Source organism: Peristeroidobacter agariperforans, from assembly GCF_004138335.1.
Taxonomy (GTDB): domain Bacteria; phylum Pseudomonadota; class Gammaproteobacteria; order Steroidobacterales; family Steroidobacteraceae; genus Steroidobacter; species Steroidobacter agariperforans.
Genome location: NZ_RYFW01000001.1, coordinates 3,096,118 through 3,113,889, shown reverse-complemented (window position 1 = coordinate 3,113,889; position 17,772 = coordinate 3,096,118). Strand labels below are relative to the sequence as shown.

General features: G+C 62.2%; 12 protein-coding genes. 1 reads left to right on the top strand and 11 read right to left on the bottom strand.

Annotation, left to right across the window (positions count from 1 at the left end):
• Window positions 1-17: 17 nt before the first annotated feature.
• The 3 genes from EK373_RS13450 to EK373_RS13440 all read right to left on the bottom strand — a co-directional run bounded on the left by EK373_RS13450 (window position 18) and on the right by EK373_RS13440 (window position 3,448).
• On the bottom strand, window positions 18-779 hold the full coding sequence (locus EK373_RS13450) for a LytR/AlgR family response regulator transcription factor (protein WP_129643139.1): 762 nt from the start codon (window positions 777-779) through the stop codon (window positions 18-20).
• Window positions 769-2,550 (bottom strand): histidine kinase, encoded by a 1,782-nt coding sequence (locus EK373_RS13445; RefSeq protein WP_157994353.1) that lies wholly within the window; start codon window positions 2,548-2,550, stop codon window positions 769-771. Before EK373_RS13445 ends, EK373_RS13450 begins: the two co-directional genes overlap by 11 nt.
• A gap of 82 nt (window positions 2,551-2,632) precedes the next feature.
• The gene (locus tag EK373_RS13440; protein ID WP_129643137.1) at window positions 2,633-3,448 is read right to left on the bottom strand and encodes a tetratricopeptide repeat protein; all 816 of its coding nucleotides are present in this window, start codon (window positions 3,446-3,448) and stop codon (window positions 2,633-2,635) included.
• Between the two features lie 239 nt (window positions 3,449-3,687).
• Between EK373_RS13440 and EK373_RS13435 the strand changes: the two genes are divergently transcribed.
• Entirely contained in the window at window positions 3,688-4,059 is a 372-nt protein-coding gene (locus tag EK373_RS13435) for a UrcA family protein (protein WP_129643136.1), read from the top strand.
• Window positions 4,060-4,088: 29 nt separating this feature from the next.
• On the opposite strand, the gene EK373_RS13430 is transcribed toward EK373_RS13435, so the two are convergent.
• The 8 genes from EK373_RS13430 to EK373_RS13395 all read right to left on the bottom strand — a co-directional run bounded on the left by EK373_RS13430 (window position 4,089) and on the right by EK373_RS13395 (window position 17,769).
• Complete coding sequence (locus EK373_RS13430) at window positions 4,089-8,678, bottom strand: AAA domain-containing protein (protein ID WP_129643135.1); 4,590 nt, start codon at window positions 8,676-8,678, stop codon at window positions 4,089-4,091.
• Between the two features lie 118 nt (window positions 8,679-8,796).
• Window positions 8,797-9,156, bottom strand: a complete 360-nt coding sequence (locus EK373_RS13425) for a response regulator (protein ID WP_129643134.1) — start codon at window positions 9,154-9,156, stop codon at window positions 8,797-8,799.
• Between the two features lie 8 nt (window positions 9,157-9,164).
• Entirely contained in the window at window positions 9,165-10,646 is a 1,482-nt protein-coding gene (locus EK373_RS13420) for an RAD55 family ATPase (RefSeq protein WP_129643133.1), read from the bottom strand.
• Window positions 10,647-10,797: 151 nt separating this feature from the next.
• On the bottom strand, window positions 10,798-11,154 hold the full coding sequence (locus tag EK373_RS13415; protein ID WP_129643132.1) for a COG4315 family predicted lipoprotein: 357 nt from the start codon (window positions 11,152-11,154) through the stop codon (window positions 10,798-10,800).
• Complete coding sequence (locus EK373_RS13410) at window positions 11,151-12,104, bottom strand: MBL fold metallo-hydrolase (RefSeq protein WP_157994352.1); 954 nt, start codon at window positions 12,102-12,104, stop codon at window positions 11,151-11,153. The genes EK373_RS13415 and EK373_RS13410 overlap by 4 nt, the downstream gene beginning before the upstream one ends.
• Window positions 12,105-12,186: 82 nt before the next feature.
• Window positions 12,187-15,153, bottom strand: a complete 2,967-nt coding sequence (locus EK373_RS13405; RefSeq protein WP_129643130.1) for a TonB-dependent receptor plug domain-containing protein — start codon at window positions 15,151-15,153, stop codon at window positions 12,187-12,189.
• 160 nt (window positions 15,154-15,313) lie between these two features.
• The gene (locus EK373_RS13400; protein ID WP_129643129.1) at window positions 15,314-16,393 is read right to left on the bottom strand and encodes a hypothetical protein; all 1,080 of its coding nucleotides are present in this window, start codon (window positions 16,391-16,393) and stop codon (window positions 15,314-15,316) included.
• Between the two features lie 32 nt (window positions 16,394-16,425).
• Complete coding sequence (locus EK373_RS13395) at window positions 16,426-17,769, bottom strand: COG4315 family predicted lipoprotein (protein WP_129643128.1); 1,344 nt, start codon at window positions 17,767-17,769, stop codon at window positions 16,426-16,428.
• Window positions 17,770-17,772: the final 3 nt, after the last annotated feature.

Genomic DNA, 17,772 nt, shown 5'->3' with positions numbered 1-17,772 from the left:
CGTTCCCGCCGGAGCGTTTACAGCTGAAGCAGCTCACGGACCCGCGTCGACTGGCGTTCGCTGACTTGAATCTCGCTTTGCTGAGCATCCTTCATCGTGAGCAGCAACGACCCTTTGAACATCGGGCTGATCGCCGCAACCCGGTCGAGATTGGCGATGACCGAGCGGTGCGCGCGAAAGAACGGCGGGCTCGACAACCTCGCCTCGAGGTCGCCGATCGCATAGTTGGTGCGATACCAGGCGTCGCAGGTCTTCACCTTCGTGACGCCGTCCTCGACGCGAAAGAAGCAGATCTCGGCCAGCGGGATCAGCAAGTAGCGATCGCGCTGAATGGCCAGCACGTGGTGCAGCGGCTGCGGCTGCGATCGCGCAACGGTGCTGGTTCGAATGACCTGTTGCGCGACTTCGGCCGGCTTCGGGACGAGTTGTTCGAGCCGCGCTACTACGGCCTGCAGGCGCGATGGCGCGACTGGCTTTAGCAAGTAGGCCACCGCATTGGCGTCGAAGGCCGCCAAAGCATATTCGTCATAGGCCGTCACGAACACGATCAGCGGCAATTCTTCCGGCGGCGAGGCCTGAACCACCTCGAAACCATTCAGACCCGGCATCTGCACGTCGAGGAACACCACCTGCGGCCGGCAACGCTGGATCGCCTCCAAAGTGGCGAGACCATCATGCGCTTCCGCTTCGATCACGATGCTGGGATACGAGGCGAGCAGCTTACGCAAGCGCGATCGCGCAGCCGCTTCGTCGTCGGCGATGAGCGCTCTAATTTCCATGCAGCGGCACCCTGATGGTCACTGACGTTCCGCGTCCGTCAGCTCGACGGCCAATTGCGAACTTGGCGGCTTCCGCATATAGCGCATGCAGACGCTCTGTCACGTTCCGCAGACCGACACCGAATCGCTCCTGGAAGTCCGGCCGCAAGCCCACGCCGTCGTCATCCACCTGGACTCGCAAGTATTCGCCCTCACGCTTCGCGGCCACACTGATGCAGCCTCCCTCGCGCAGCGGTGCGAGCCCATGTCTGATGGCATTTTCCAGCAGCGGTTGGAGCAACAGTGAAGGTACGGACTCGTTGCCCCGAGCATCGCCGCGTGAGAGTTGAACTCGCAGGCGATCTCCAAAGCGCTCCTGCTCGATGTCGAGATAGTGACGGGCGAACTCGAGCTCATCATCCAATGTCGACAGCTCCCGCGCATGCCTGGACAACGCGTACCTGAAACATTCGGCGAGACGCTCCGTCATGCGCTCGGCTCGCAGCGGCTGGGAGCCGATGAGGTCGGCGATGGTATTGAGCGTATTGAACAGAAAGTGCGGATCCACCTGTGTCCGCAGCGCCTTCAACTCAGCTTCGGTCAACAGTCGTTTGAGCCGCTCCTCTCGTACGTGCAGGGCGCGCTGCTCCTGCTCGAAGTAGATGGCATCCAAGCGGCGACTCACGTGCGTACCGATGGCAATCAAATAGCCGAGCTCGTCGGCCATCAAGGTACGCGCCTGATGGCTGGCGGAGACTTCGAGGCGATATCCGGGGCCGTTTTCTGTTTCAACCGGGATCGAGGCGAGAGCGTTCGCCGGGGCTGCGGACACATGGGCGACCGGCACCCAGCGCGCACCGATGCGCAGCGTCGAACGGACAGCGAGCAACGCGGCATCGAACAACTCTTCCCGATCGTAGACTCGCCGCACCGACTCTTCGAAGAGGCTTGCAGCTGCGAGGTAATCCGCACGATTCAGGTAGACGCGATCCACCAGCAAGTTCAGCGCACGTATGAGGAACGGTGCACTCAGCATCAAAGCGGCACAACCCAGCGTCGCGACGACCAGCATGAATCCCGGCGGCACATTGAACACGAAGGTGCTGGCCAACGCCGCAATCGACACGCTCGCGAGCAGCCAGAGGCTGCGCTTGAGGACGACATCGGCGTAGTGGATCTGGGCCAGTGAGACTGCAATGAGTATCGACCAGGGAATTGCCCAATGCTCCCCGATCAGACTCAACGTGGCGTGCACGCCGGCGGGCAGCCACGAATTTCTCAGGGTCAGCAATGCCGCGCTCACTTGCAAGACCGCGAGCAGGACCGCGCCGCGTCCAAACCAGCTCGGCCCCGATCCTGCCAGCTCGGAGTCGATCCTTTGCCGGCCGAAGCGATAGAGAATCAGCGCGACTGCGGTCACGATCAGGGCGACATAGAGCGACGCCTCTGGATACCAGCTGGCATCGAGATCGAACCCGTGAGTCGTTCCAACCCATGCGAACAGACTCAGGTTCAGGATGGATGCGACGCCGGTGAATCCCAGGAAGGCGCGAGCCAGGCGGCTCGTCGTTCCAAGCCGTGCCTGCAGGAGACGGCCGATCGCGATCGGACCGAGTATCGTGCAACTCCATGCCAGCGCTTCGGCAAAGCGCACGCTGTTTGCTTCCGCATCCCATCCCGCGAGCTGCAGCGTGTATCGCAAGAACCTGCCGAGCGTCCAGATGACCCCGACGACCCACAACAGCTGATATCCGCTGGGGCCGCCGGTGGCCCGATCGACTCGAAATTGCATGAGCCCCAACGACGCGCAAAGCGCAGCACCGGTTGCCATCCCGATGGCCTGAAGCGCTGAGTAAGTCAGCTCATTCTCCATATCAGTTGTCGGCGCCGGGCGCGTGACACATCGCGCATCTGGAACCGGTGCCTGAGCGTACCTGGGCAATTGCAGCGGGCGATACCGCTGCACCCTTCTTCAGATCTTCGAGCCGAGCGCGCGACTGTTCCGCCGCGAAACTGGAGGCGCCAGTTACTTGCTCGTACTCCCGTCGCGCCTTTTCGAGCTGGCCAGTTTCCACATATACATCTCCAAGCAGTACGTGCAGAACATCCTCGGGGCGCCGGCGTGTCGTGGCGTCCATTACAAACTTCAAGTCCGCCGTAACGGCTGCGGTATCGCGTAAGCCGATGGGCAAATGAATGATCGTAAATCCGCGCGTCAACCGAACGGGCGTTGACTTTGGCGCCTCACGAACCGCGGAGTTCATCTCCTCGATCGCGACCTTCAGCCCCGACGGATCCTGCTTTAGCGAGGCAATCGACATTCCCGCCATGCCGTGACTGGCCAGTAACAGCGCATTCTTCTTATCTAATGCGAGGGCGCGTGCATAGGCGTCGCGCGCCCGTTCGCCCACTCCGACGAGCACATCTGGATCTGGCTGCGACTGATACAACAGGCCTTGTTGTGACATATAGGCATTGCCGAGCGCTTCCCACAGATCCGCGCTGTTGGGCGATTGCGCGACCGCAGTTTCGAGGTCCTTCAGCAGCGGATCGACCGACTGCAGATTCCCCTGTCGGAACTGCAATTGCAACTGTCGGGCCCGAGCCAGCACCTCGACCTCTCGATCCGATGACGCAAGCGCGCCGGCGGCGAGACAAACGAGCATGAGAAATCCGATCGACCTGCGCATGAGGAGTCCCTCTGGGTGAGTTTTGACGCAGGTCGCAACTTAGCGGGCGACGCCGCTCGGGGACGATTGCTTTCAACCCAGCGCGGACCATCCGTCCACGAGCGCGGTCAGGCAGGCACGAGCGCGCGTGAAAATGCGGCCGCTGCGGGATTCACGCACTTATCACGGCCGGAATCACGCCTTTCGAACGGGCAAGTCCGACATTACACGGGCCATCCCAACTTTCCGGAGATCTGATCATGACCCGCCTGCTCGAATCGATACGAATCATCGGCCCGGCTTCGGCCGCACTGTTGTTGCTTGCCGTGAATCCCGCCGCGCAGGCCTGGCAATCCTCCCCAGAGAAGCAGATGGTTAGAACGGAGCGCGTCACTTACGCGGACCTCGATCTTTCCCGGCAAGCGGACGCCCAGGTGCTGCTCGGCCGGATCAAGAAGGCAGCTTACCGTGCATGCGGCGGCGATCCGCGGCGGCATCCCACCTACACCTTGACGCCTCGTCGTACTGAAATGGCGTTCAAGGACTGCCGCGAGGATGCAATCGCGCGCGCCATCGGTTCGATCGATGCGCCGGTCTTGTCGCAGGCTCGCCTGCAGCCTGCTGGGAACTAAAGCAGACGGGACGGCAGCCAGGTAGAACCCTAGGGCTGCCGCCCGAACTTCCGGCGCGGCTTGGCCGTCTTCTTGGGTGCGGATTCCGTGGGCTCATCCTCGACCGCGGCTGGCGCCGATGGAGGTGCTGCCAGGACAGGCCGGCCCATCATTTCCTGAAGCTCTTCGACCAGTGACTTCGCCGGCGCCTCTTCGACGGGCGCGATCGTTACTTCCTCCGGGCCGACTGGCTTGATGCCCAACTCCGCCAGACGATCGAACACGCGACGTAACGCCGCGTCCGGATCTCGATAGAACGCGCTGGCGCGGATGCGCACGAACTCCCAACCCAGGCGCTCGAGAACGGCCTGGCGTGCAATGTCCTCACCGAGGCTCTCGGGCGTGCGATAACGGTCGCCGTCGCATTCCAAAGCCAGCCGCTTGTCGTCGCTCTCGATCACCATGTCGATGCGGAAGTGTCCGATGCTCATCTGCTGTTTCACGCGATAGCCGGCAGCGCTCAGCCGCTTGGCTACTTCGCGCTCGAGCGGCGACTGCGGTTCCAGACGCTCGCGCTCGGCGCCAGGCGGCGCCAGATTTGGCTGTTGCACGTGCTGAAGCAACTGAAAGCGCAAGTCATCGATCTTCAAGTCGTGCTCGGCATCGAACGAATACACGACCCACAGCTGGTCTCGCGCGCGGCTCGCTGCAACGTTGTAACGTTTCTTGACCAGTTCGTACGCACCTTCGCGCACCGTGCGCAGTGCCGCTTCTTCCGGAGCACTGTCCACGAGCGACAACAAAATGATATCGCGCTCGTCGCCTTGGAACTCGGCCGAGATGCCGGCGAGGATGCGCCGCTTCTCCAGCTCCACGCTGTCGATGCGCTTGTGGAGCAGCGACTGGATCAACAGCGCCTGCTCCTCCTTGAGCATCGAGATCACGCCGATGGTCTTGCCTTCGTAGGCCGGATGGCGCGTCATCGCCTTGATCAGCGACACGATCGCTTCGGCCTCTCGCTGGTTGACATCGCCTTGCCGTACTCCAGCCACTGGATACGGAACGCACGCCGGCTTGATGTGCGTCGAGTTCGCCGCACGCAGCGGCAGGATCTTGCCGTCGTAGGACAGTCGATTGCTGAACGCGATGATCTCCGGCACCGAGCGGAAATGTTCGATCAAGCGCACCGCATCGCCGAACGCCTGCCGGCCGATGTCATAGATGGAGGACATCGCATCGAACAGATGCGCGTTCGGAAAGTCGTGCAGCATCGACTTGCGCAGGTTCTCGAGCGCCGTTTGCTCCTTGCCCACGCCCAACGGCGTCACCTGCTCGTGGTCGCCGACGATGACGACTTGCCGCGCCATGTACAGCGGAATGAGCGCATTGAGATCCGCCTGGCTCGCCTCGTCGACGATCACCAGGTCGAAGCGCGTCGCCCGCGGATCGAAGGTCTCGGCGACCATGGAGATCGGCATGATCCACACCGGCACCGCTTCGACCGAATGTTTCATGAGCTTGCGCGCTTCGGTGAGCAGCGTCTGCCGGCGCTCCGGATGGCGTGTCGACATCAAGCGCTTCGCCGTGTCCAGCCAGCCGACCAGCGCCTGCCGGATCGCATTGTTTCCTTGCAAGCGCGCCAGCTGCTGGCCCCAGGCGGTCGCATCGATCAACTCCTGGGTCACCGGTCGCAAGCGGTCACGAGTACGATCCGCTTCGTATTGCAGAGTCTGTGCATCGAGCCGATCCAACTGCACCAGTGCGTCGTGCAGCTGACGGTAGATCCAGGCCAGCTCCAGATCGCCTGGCGGGTGGCCCTTGTCGTGCGGCGCTTTGCGATCCTGCAAGCGATCCGCCCAACGCGGCGCGACGTCTCGAAGCCGGGTCAACAGTTCGTCACGCTCCTGCGTCAGTGGCTTTACCGTGAGCAGGCGCTGCGCGTATTCACGAGCCGCTCGATAGGCACTCGCATCGCGAGCTTCGACCGCTGCGAGCAATCGGGAGGTGCAGCCCGCGCCGACTGAGTTCGGATCGATCTCACCGATGCGATTGGCGAGTTGCTGGAACCACTCGTTGATCTCGCGCTGCTTGCGACGATCCGATTCAATCGCGAGCAGTGGCGGCAACACTTCCGAGGACAGTCGCTCGACCGTCTGATACTCCGCCAGTGGGCTCGGCTCGCGTGGAATCTGCGCAACCAACTCGTCCAATCGCAGACCTTCGCTGCGCAAGTGTTCGGCGAGCGAGCCCCACGTGTGCGCATGCCAGTCCAGGCAGTGACGAATCTCGTCGGTGAGCGCCCGGCAGGCCAGCTCCGGCTCGGGGCCCATCGATCGAAACAACGAATTGATGTGTCCGCCGATCAGCGCGTTCCAGGAGTCCTCGATTTCGAGCCGCCGCACTTCCAGGTCGGCCACCATCGCCAGCACATGGAAGTGATCGATGCGCGAAGGCTCCCCCGCCGCGACCGATGCCGCCTTCACGAACTGGCGCCACTCCGAGCGCGTCGCCATCGTTACGAAGCCCAGGCCGCGCCCCGCTTCCAGGTGTTGCACGATCTCCTGAGCGATGCGCCGCTGCGTTTCCGGCGACATGGATCTGGCCAACTGCGGCCGATGGTGGCGCAACAGCGCGCACTGAGCGTTTGCCTCCGCCGCTTCTTCGATGCCGTGAATCAATTGTTCCCAGACTTCGCGCTGCGTGCCGCCGTTGATGCCGGCGACGATGGCGTACGGCCGCCACGCTTGCCTGCGCCGCAGCTCCGAAAATTCTTCCGCCAGGGTCGCGATCAGCTCTTGGATCGCAGCGCTGCCGCCGGTTTGCGTCCACCGGTGCACGCCGGCGGACAAGTCCGCTGCTGCGAGCCGCTGATGTTCCGACGCCAGCGATTCGAACTCGCGCTCGGGGGGCAACTCATCGAGGTTGGGCAAAGGCCGGCGCGCATCCTGCTCCTCATCCGCGGTGAACGCAGCGCCCAAAGCATATAAGCGACCAAGCTCGTTGGAATTGAGCGGCAGCGACACCGCCAGCTTGACCGGCCCTGGAATCCACGCGTGCTGTGCGCCGTGCGCCTTCACGTACTTTGCCGCGTCGGCCGGGGAGAATCGCCGCTCGTCGACGATGATCTCGCGATACTCGTTTTCCAGCGCCTCGCGCAAGTCACGCTGCAGCGCCTTCAAGTCGGCCAGCAGCTCTTTGCGTCGTCCTCCGAGCCGCGTGGCCCGCGACACCAACGACGCGCTGGTTTCCGTCGTCAGTCGTTCGGTGATCGAGCCGATGGATGTTTCTAATTGTCGGCGCGCATCCTGATCGCTGCCCAACACGGCGACACATAGCGGACGCAGGACCTCTGGTACTTTGTCACGCAGTACGCGCAAAGCTTTCGCAGTCTGCGCCGTGACCAGGATCGACTTGCCCTGCGCGAGCTGGTGACCGATCAAGTTGGCGATCGTATGCGTTTTGCCGGTGCCCGGCGGACCTTGCACCAGCACCGAGCCGCTGTGGCTCAGGCGCTTGATGATCTGGATCTGTTCCTGATTTGCCTCCTTGCCGAGCAGCACGTCATCGTCATCGAGCGGCGCGGCCAGCACCGCGTGAGTGGCGGTGTCCTCCGGCGGCTTCGGCGTCGGCGTGTCCTCGACCGACGTGCCCGAAATCTGCACCATCGCCGGCGCGAACGCTTTGCGCTGATCGATGTCGTCGATGATGGCGTCGACCGCATTCGCGATGCCGCCGACACGCTTGCGCAGGATCAGCATCGGATCGCGCCACATGCGCGGCGCGTCGGAAGGTTCGTCGGCCACGTGCTCTTTGAACAAACGGCCACTGGTGGGCGACAGTGTCTGCACCAGCGTCTTCAGATAAATTTCCGTGTCATCGGCGCCCCACGGATGCAAACCGGAGTTTTCCAGCTCCGCTGTCCGATTGCGCAGCGATGCCGCCGCTGTGTTCTGCAAGTCTACGAACAGCGCGCTGTACAGCTCGGTCGGCCGATCCGTCTCGTGAATGCTGAATTCAGCGGCGCTGGCATCGAAACGCAGCTCGACGCGCTTGAGCATTACCGGATGATCGATAGGCACACTGCCCTCGATCGACGAAACCGCGCGCCAGTTCAGTCGCCCGTCGGCCGCCACCAGCTCGAGCAGTTCGCCGTCGCGCTCGATGGCCGAGTGAATTTCATAGAACAACTCGAAAAAGCCCAGCGCCTTGCGCGCGGCGAGCTCCGTAACAGCCCACTCCTCGCGCTGCGCAACCCAGGCCTCGAAATCGGCGAGGCGCTGCTCGTCATCGTCGAATCGGATATTGAGCGGAGCGCTGTCCGCCGCTGCGACGTTGCGAGTCGCAGAGAAATACGCCGCCTTGGTGGGATCGTCCCAGTCTGGCAGCAGCCAGTTGGCCACGTTGAAAGGCGGCGTGGGACAGGGCGTCGACAGCGGACGCGCGATTCGCAGCAGACAATCGTCCTCTGCCTGCGTGAGACCGGGACGATTGATCTGCACACAGGGGTGATCCGGCGCGTCGGCCAACCGAATCGCCCGCGGATGCTGACTCACATGTCGAACTGGAGGAAACCGCAGCTGGTTGGCTTCCTTCAGGAACAGGTAGAGTTGCCGGAGTTTGTGCCGAATGTGCTCGATCATCGGGTCAGTATTCGACGCCGAGCCTGAACCAGATTTAAAGGCGCCGTTCAGAATGGCGCGCACGCCGTCGCCATTCAGGAACAATTACGGGCAAATCTTTGATTCAAGTAGCTGCCGCTCAGCGCGCAGCGAGGGTCGCGACCAGGTCGAGCAGTGCGCCAAGTCGGTAAGGCTTGCGCAGGAAGCCGTCGTAACTCGAAAACTGTTTGGATATGGTCGCCTCGTCCATGACGCTGGCAATGACGATGCGCACATCCCGGTGCTTCGGATCGTCGCGCACGCGCGCGCACATGGACGCTCCGTCCATGAAGGGCATCATCACGTCGCAAATGAGCACGTCGGGATTCGTTTCGCTCAGGCGTTGCAGTCCTTCGAGCCCATTCGCCGCGGCCAGCACCCGATAACCTTCATCTTGCAGGCTGGTAAGGACCACATCGGTGATGTCCGGCTCATCGTCTACGATCAGGATCGTCTTCATCCTCGTCCTCAGCCCCTCTGAGACGGCTGCGCATCGTTCGGCGCGATGTAATTCGTCCTGGCCTGGGGCTCGCGGCCGAATCCCGACAGCAATGCTTCGAAGCCGGTAAAGGTGCCGCCCACCTCCATGCCGCGCGCCCCGACGGTAAATTCTCGAAGGAAAGGATCGAACTCGCTGTCGCGAATCTTGGTAACGGATATCAGGCGACGCACCCGGCCCTCCACCTCGGCGTAACGCAACAGCACCAGCCCCTCGAGCAGTGACGACAATCCTTTGCTCGGTAGCTCCATGCTCGCGCCCAGGATGTTACGGCTCTCGATGGTCACGATCAGCGTTGCACCCAATGCACGCATTTCATTCGCGAGCGAGGAGACGTACCGGGTCAGACGCTCGGGCTCGATGGCCGACTCCTGCAGGCCCGCGTAGCCATCCATGAAAACCCGCGTTGCACCGATGCGTCGGACTGCGGCGAGGATCTCGTGCCCGAGCTCGTCGAGGTCCTGCTCGCCTTGCGGCCGCCAGATCATCTCCAGATGACCGCGCTCTTCGAGTCGTTGCAAGTCGATGCCGATCGCCTCGGCCTTGGTTCGCAGGCGCTCCGGGCTTTCGAAAAATCCAAAGAACACACCGGGCTCGCTCGCGCTCGACAATGACACGTATTGCAGGCCGAACGTGGTCTTGCCGATCCCGGTCGGACCATACAAGCCGTTGGTGGTCCGCCTCAGCAGTCCCCCGCCGAGCATCTCATCCATGCCGGGCACGCCGCTGGCCAGCCGGCTCAACACGTAACGATCGCGCTTCGATGGCGAGCCGAACCTGGCTTCGATCCGCGGGTGGATCGTCAGTCCCGTGTCGTCGATCTGAAACGAGTGCGTGCCCGGCAAAAAGCCGTCGCCACGGAATTTTGTCACCTGCAGCGTTCGCTGCGTGCGCCGTCCGAACAACTCATGATTGAGGTGCACGATGCCGTCCACCATGGTGGAGGCCGGATCGGTTGCGGGATCGATGCCGCTGGTCAGCAGCAACGTCGCGCACTCGGCTGCCGCGGCGTGACTTTGAATCTCATGCACAAAGCGCAGAAACTCCTGCTGCGTCGTCGCTCGCTCGCGTGTGGCGGAGAATCCATCTATGACCATGATGCCAGGGCGATGCCGCTTGAGCTCCTGCCTGACGAGCGAGACGACGCCGTTCAAGCCCTCGGCCGCGAACGTCGGCGTGGCGCTCACGTAATAGAGCCGCGGCATGGCCCGCTGATCGAAAAACTTCATCGAGCTCAGATGCTGGAGCATCCGAGTGTGCGATTCGGCGAGCAGGGAAATATAGAGCGCCGAACCTTGCCGCTTCACATGGTTGAAGCAGACCTGGTTCGCCAGGATGGTTTTTCCCGTTCCGGGCGCGCCATGGACGATGTACACGCCCCCTTTGAACAGGCCACCTGGCAATATTTCATCGAGCTTGCTGACATCAGTTCGGATAAGTTCCAACTGCATCAGTGAACGACCCCGCCGTGTAACGGTCAGATGTCGTTTAAAACTCCTCGACGCCGAAATTGATCCCTAAGTCGCCGAAGGCATTGGCGGACACGCCAGTGCGGCCCGGCCTGACGTTTCCACCTCTCGAAATCGGAAAGCGGAAGTCGCTTCAGACCGACACCAGGCGCCACTTGCCGTCGACGCCGTCGCCTTTCGTTTCTCCCGGCGCATCCTTCGAGTACGTGTACACGGGCTTGCCCCGATAACTCCACTGGCGAGCGGCGCCTCGCTGGATGGATTTCCAATCGCCCACTTCGGTGGATGCACCGTCGGATGCGAGCACTGGAGGCCAGGTCTCGGCGCATTTATTTACACAATGTGGCCTGCCGTCGACATCCAGGTCATAGGTGTACAGAGCAAGCCCATCTTGATTGCGCAGGACGTAGGCGCCTCGGTCCTCGAAGACGCTGATATCGGCGGGCGTCACCGGCGGCATGGCAGGTGCTTTACTTGCTGTTTGGCTCACGGCAACTTTCCTTCCAACTCCTGATAAACCTTCGCCACTGCCAGCGGGCCCTGGCTGCCGCTCGCCGGCCACTTCTTGTAGGGGCCCCAATTCGCCTGCTCGATCGCCGGGCAGTTCTTTGCCGACTCGCACTTCAATCCGGCAGCGTGCAGCCGCTTCGACTCGCCGATCACGTACTGGACGGCCTTCTTGAACTCGACGAGGTCACGCTTCATCGCAGCGCCCTCATCCGTGAACCCGTGTCCCGGGATGTACAAAGAAACATCCATCGCCAGGGCCTTGTCGATGGTCGCCAGCCATTCGCTGGGATACGCGCTGCGCATCGCAGGGAACAGTCCGCGCAGATATACCTCGCTCATGAACAACACTTTGCTGGCCGGCAGGTAGACGACCAGGTCCCCGCCAGTGTGCGCACGGCCCAGGTTCAGCACTTGTATCTGCGTGCCGCCCAGCTCGATCGTCTCGCGATCCTTCACCAATCTGGTCGGCACTGCCGCGTTCTTGGACCTGGCGAGCGCCTCCTTCGAGAAGGCTGTGGAAACGAACACTGCATCGGGATATGCAGACGTGAAGGCAGCGTTGCCGCCGGTGTGGTCGCCGTGATCCGAGCCCACCACCACATATTTGACCGGCTGCGATGTGACTTTCTTGATCTGATCGATCAGCTGCTGGCTTTCGGGCACGTTGCCCTGCCCGTCGACCACCAGCACGCCCTCTTTGGTGATCACCACGAGAGAGACCGTCGTGAACAGGGTGCCGTTCGGATCAGGAGAGTGCACGCCTTCAAATATATAAGCGTCGGACCCGACCTGCTGCCAGCGTGGGAAATCCTCCTTTTTGAGGCCGTTGTCGGCCAGCGCCGAAGAGCGCACCGAGTCCGGGCCGGAAGCCAGCGCGGCAACACTCATGAGACCGGCCAGCAGGCCGGCGAGAAGACGACTGGAGCTCATGCGATTCGACCTCGAGCGAAAGCGACCATGGAACAACATCGACAGCAGGGGCGGACGCTGGCGTCCGCCCCGTGTGGCTACGTCAGAACTGGAAGCGAACACCGGCGCGATAGTAACGACCCAGACGGTCGTAGAAATCGGCGTTGTCCTGGCCGTTGTAGTAACCGCCGCCACGGGTGCCGGCGACCAGCGCAGGCTCCTCGTTCAACAGGTTTTCGACGACGAAGAACAGCTCCGCCCCGGTCTCGAGCAACTTGCCGTTGAGCGACAGATCGAAGTACTTCACGCCATCGATGTGATTGCTGTCGATCGTCGGGTTGTTCAGCGTGGACGTGGGGCAGCCCGTGCTGCAGACGATGAAGTTGTTGTTGTACTTGCCCGAACTGACACCGCGCATCGTGACTGTCGCCGTGACCGGGTCCCAGTTGTAGCCGACGGACATGAGATACCGATACTTCGGCGACAGCAGCGCGTTGCCGAAGCCCACTCCGGCGCCGCCGGCATTCATGCCCGAGCCATCGACGACTCGACCGTTGCTGTCCTGAGTCTCCAGCTTGTCGAAGTACGTGCCGAGCGCGCGCAGCTCCAGATCGCCGGGGCCAATGGGCAGGCGGTAGCTCATCTCAACGTCGTAGCCGGTCGCCTCCTGTCCCAGGATGTTCTGCGGCTTGTTGATCACCGTGATGATCTTGTCGTTCTGCGCGGGGTCACGGATCACGTACTGGCACAACTGAGTGGCGCCGGCTTCGCAGCGGTCAGCGACAGTCTGCGCGCCGAGCGAGGCAATCGCGCCCTCGATCTCGATATGGTAGTAGTCGATCGACATCGTGAAGCCGGGCAGGAAGCGCGGCGACAACACGATGCCGATGCCCGTGGTATCCGCCTCTTCGGGCACCAGGTCCGGATTGCCCGTGGTGACGCTCGTCACCAGGTACTGCGGCTTCTGTCCGGTCACCGGATCGACTCGCGGATCGGTGAAGTTGCTGCCGCCGCTCTGGCCGGCATTGAACAGATCGCCCAGGCTCGGAGCACGGATATCGCGCGAACGAGTCACACGGAAGCGGATGTCATCGATGGGTTGCCAGGTCGTGCCGAGCTTCCAGGTCACCACATCGCCTGAGGTGCTGTAGTCCGTCCAGCGCGCGGCGGCGTTCAAGTCCAGCGCCTGCGCAACCGGCAAGTCTTTCGCCAGCGGCACGACGGTTTCGACGAAACCTTCCGTCACGTTGTAGTCGCCCTTCGAGGCGTGCCAGTTGCCCGCAAAGAATTGACTCGCCTCGTCGATCGCGCTGGCAACGCCTTCGACCTTCTCGCGACGATGTTCCGCGCCGAATGCCAGCGAAATCGGACCCGCCCACGACTCGAACGGCGTACCGCTGGCGCTGACAGCGACCACGTCCTGGGTCAGCTCCTGTTCGGCGCGTCCCATCTCGGTGATGTAGTCGACCACCGCCTGCGAGTTCACGCCCACGCCGAAGGGGTTGTACGGCAAGCACGCGGGATCGTCGTTGGTCGGATCCGCATCCGCATTGACCTGGCAAACGATCCGGCCCGCAGCGTCACGAGTCGAATTGATCGCTTTGGTGTAGTTCGGGTTGATACGGTTGCCCGGTGCGGTCTGCAATGCTTCGGTGGTGCTACGTTGAACGTAGGCATCCCACGACCACTCGTCGCCGCCCATATCGAAGGTACCTTCGGCACCCATCGCGTAGCGCTTGAAGGTACGCGTGTTGTCGCCTTGCACCGGCGGCAGGTCGGCATTGACCGTGCCGAAAGCAAGCCGGTCGTAGCCGCTATCGACCATGTACTGCCGCATCTCATCGGGCAGGTACGGATTGTCGCGCGAAATCTGCAAATTGAAATCGAATGTGCGCAGCGCGTGATGGTTGATCGCACGCGTCTTGGAATAACCCAGTTCGCCGTAGACGGTGGTGTTGTCTGTCACATCGAAGCTGGCGCGGCCGAACGCCGTGCTACGTTCCATCTGCATTGTCAGTGACTGCAGGTTGTCGTTACGCGAACGTTCCCAATCGCCACCCGACATGTATGGATTGCTGATGACGCTGCCGAAGTTGAACGGCAGGTACTGGCCGCCCTCGACGAAGTCCGTGCCGCGCAGGGCACAGTTCGTCGAAGTCTTGGCGAGCGGTGCATAACAGCCCTGAATCAAGCCACCCGGCGTCGCCTGGCCCAAGCCGGCGTGGTAGACGTGAATCAGCTCCGGCACGCCGTTGCCAAGGCCGGTGACGGGATCTTTCCTGTACGCCGGATTGGTGATCAGCTGATAGCCGGCATCGTTCCACGGACGATCGTTGCCGCGGATTTCATCGGAGCCGGCCCATTCGGCGCTGACCAGCACATGGCCGCGAGAATCGGCGAACGGCGCACCCATGGCGAGCGAGTACAACTGGCTCTCGTTATCTTTATAGGTGCTCTCGCCGTACTGGGCCGTGCCCTTCACGCCGGTGAATTCTTTATCGAGGATGAAGTTCACGACGCCGGCCAACGCATCGGAACCGTACACAGCAGAGGCGCCGCCGGTGACGATTTCAACACGCTGGATCAACGCCGTCGGAATCGCGTTGACATCGGGCGCGCCCGTCGCGCTATCTCCAGTGCCCAGCGTCGCCGGGACCAATCGCTTGCCATCCAACAGCACCAGCGTGCGGCTGGCGCCCAGGCCGCGCAGGTTCAATGTGTTGATTCCGGCCGTGCCGGAGCTCACGTTGCCCGAATAGTTGTGGGAGCTGCGGCCGCCGGAGAGCGCCGGCAAGCGGTTCACCGAGTCAGCCAGATTCGTGGTCGCCATTTTCGCGAGCTGCTCCGTGCCGAGCACGGAGATCGGCGTCGGCGCTTCATAGCCATCGCGCACGATGCGAGTACCCGTCACGGTGACTACGTCGAGCACAGCGCCGCTGCTTTCCTGGCTCTGTGCCTCTTGCGCGGACGCTGTACCGGCGGCGAGCGTCGTCAATGCCAGCAGCGTGCTGCCGGCAATCCCCAGCGTACGGCGCACGGCCCCCGCCACCGAATTGGTTTCCTTCAACATTAAATCGATCCCCTTTGTCGAGAAATTAATTGGCGCGTCCTTGAACCAGGTTTGCGAACTTAGAACTTGACCGCACGCCGTCGTAGCAGGCGCGAGGGTGAGCCCCGGCGCTGTAGCCGGCGCACAAAAATAAATTCAATCGAGAGAGCCGATTCGTCAGCTAGCGCGACTGGGAGACGGTGATATTGGGCTCGCCGCGATCCAGATAAACTTGAGCCATATAAATGTTCACTGACGAAGAGATGGCAGTCATCTTGCCGTTCTTGTCCGGATAGCCATCGGCGTGCTGCCACAGCTTGCGCCAGAAGCCCGAAGGATCGAGCTGACCGTACGAGAGATGGTGCGTTGACCAGCCCATCACTGTTCGATAGTAACTATCGACATCCGCGTAGCCGGCCATCAGACCCTCCGCCCTGCCTTCGGTCAGCTGCAAGCGGAACTGCATGCCGCGGAACCGATATTCGTTGGTGTTCCCGAAGAACACTGCCCACGGCCAGCTCACGTCTTTGGCTTCCGTCTCGAGCACGCCGTTGACGATCTTCCCCTGCAGTTGGTTGTAGAAGCGCTTGCTGAAACGGTTGTCGACGCGCTGGGTGCCGCCCGGCATGATCTTGTCGCCGCCGGCATCGGTGAGCAGCGGATCCAGGCCCCGCAGAATCGTCACCTGCACCGAGTCATCGTTCTGCAGACTGTCGACGCCGGTGAGCTCGATCATCGAGCGGTTGTAAGTCAGCTGACGGACCAGGCGATTGCCGAACAAACGGAATTGCCCTTCAGGTCCACGAAACTGCGGGCTGCAGCCGATCACTCGATACAACGCATTGTCGATGCCCTTCTCGCCGGTGGGACTGGTGAAATCGTTCGGCCCGACTTTGCCGTCGAGATTCAAGCCGATCGCGATCGGTCCCCGCGCCTCCGGCATCGGGAAGTTATCTTTGGAATCTTCCGGGTAGTACTTCAACGCCTCGCGCGCCAGGTGCGTATCGATCTCGGTGCCCCCTTTCGGATACAGCTTGGCGAAGACTTCGCGCGGGCCGTATTTGTTGAGCCCGTCAGGACACTCCGCCTTGCCATCGGGCGTTTGATACACACCCCAGTACATGTCGGTAGTGACGTACGCGATACGGCCATTGGGAGGCGCGGTGCCGTCGGCGGCGCAAGCAATCGCCGGGGCCACCGCTAACGTCGCCACCGCGGTGAACGCACGCCATCCCACTTGCCTAGCGATTGAATGTTTCATCGTTCCCCCGCCTGATTGAACTCTAGTGGCGCTCAAGTCTCGCTGTGAGAGAAATCGTCTCGCACCCACAGAACCATGAAACCATTGCGCTGGCCGTACATTTCACCGACCTGGTCGCCTCTCACATCGCCAGGCTCGATGTCGTCGGCGTAGGTGTAGAGCGGGCTGCCACGGTAGGCCCACACGCGAATGGCGCCTGCTTCGCCGGCGGTCGCGAGCCGGCCCGAGCGCGGCTCGATCTCGATTACCGACCACAATTTGTTGTCGCTCCTGGCGTCGGCATCGGCGATCACATACGGCCACTTCTTCAAACAACGCTCGACATTGCCGCCACCGCAAATGGCGATGCGATATTCGGACGGCGAGCCCGGGTAGTCGCACGACAACTGATCCAACGAGTCGTCCGAGCACAAGTACGCGTACACCGCCCTGCCTTTGGCATCGGCGACAGCGACACCCTTTTGCGTGTCGATCAACTGGAACGGCTTCGGCAGCGCCGCGACCCGTTGTGTATAGACGTTGCTCCAGCCCGGCACGTCGGAGCCTTGCTGGCTGTAGAGGGTGATGTCTCGGTTGTACGTGTACAGCGGCTGCTTGCGGAAAGCCCACTGACGCACGCCGGCGGCGCGCTCGACGATGGTCCATTCGCCATCGGCCCTGGCCAGCGCGGGCGCCAGCACCGGTTTCCACGTGTCTTCACAAGCGCCCCGGCAATTAGATTTATCCGGACCGTCTTGATCGGACGCGTACACGGAATAGCCATCGGCGTTCACGAGCAGACGGCCGTTGAAGGTCGTCACGACGCTGAACCCCGGGGGAATCTTCGGTGCGGGTCCAACGGGATAGCGGCCGGCCATTTGTTTCAATTGCTCGCGGTTGGTGCCACCGAGCACATCTCCCGGCTGGCGATCGAGCACGGAGGTGTACAACGCCTGGCCGTCGTAAGCCCACTGCTTCGCACCGTCCGGTCGCGTGATCACAGTCCACTTGTCGACAGGCTTTGCATCGGCCGGCGCAGTCACGGGCGGCCACATCGCGGCACAACTCGGACGTGTATCGAGATGCGGTAACACGAGTCCAGGCGGATAAGGACTGAACAGCCCCGCGCTGGTCGTGGTCACCGTATTCGTACAAGTGGATCGACCCTTCTCATCGCCGACATAGCCACCGCGCAGCGATTGATACGGCCACTTGTAGATCGTCTTGCCCTTGGCGTCGGCGAACACCGGCCCTTCCAGCTCGGTGACGATGACTTGGATGCCCGGAGGCATCGGGGCGCGGACGTACTGCTCTTTGGCGGCCGCCGGAGCCGAAGCCGCGAACGCGTGTCCCGCCGCCATGACACCGAGGAGCGCGCTATAGATGTAACTTCGCATCGT